The sequence below is a fragment of the Chromohalobacter sp. HP20-39 genome (assembly GCF_033052815.1).
Classification (GTDB): domain Bacteria; phylum Pseudomonadota; class Gammaproteobacteria; order Pseudomonadales; family Halomonadaceae; genus Chromohalobacter.
The window spans coordinates 1-333 of sequence record NZ_JAWHTP010000351.1; the positions used below are offsets into that span (position 1 = coordinate 1).

Below are 333 nucleotides of genomic sequence, written 5' to 3' on the forward strand. Positions count from 1 at the left end.
GCGCAACTCTGCCCGCAGCGCCAGCAGCACGTAGAACATCACGCCCACGCCCGCCAGGTTCTTGCTCGGGAAGCCGCAGCCTGGCTGGTTTGGATTGACGATCACGCGCGCCTCGGGCAACTGCGCGCCCGGCATGTGGTGATCCGTCACGACCACGTCGATGCCCAGCGCATTGGCCGCTGCCACGCCCGCTACGTCTGCAATGCCGTTGTCGACGGTGACCAGCACGTCCGGCTTCTCGCGCGCGGCAAGCGCCACGATCTCGGGCGACAGGCCGTAGCCGTATTCAAACCGGTTCGGCACGATGTAGCTCACCTGCGCGCCGAGCATGCG

At 67.3% G+C, this 333-nt stretch carries 1 protein-coding gene; it reads right to left on the reverse strand.

The features are described from left to right. Positions 1–333, reverse strand: a 333-nt coding sequence (locus RVY79_RS18330) for a DHH family phosphoesterase (protein ID WP_317465963.1), incomplete at both ends; no start/stop codon positions are given.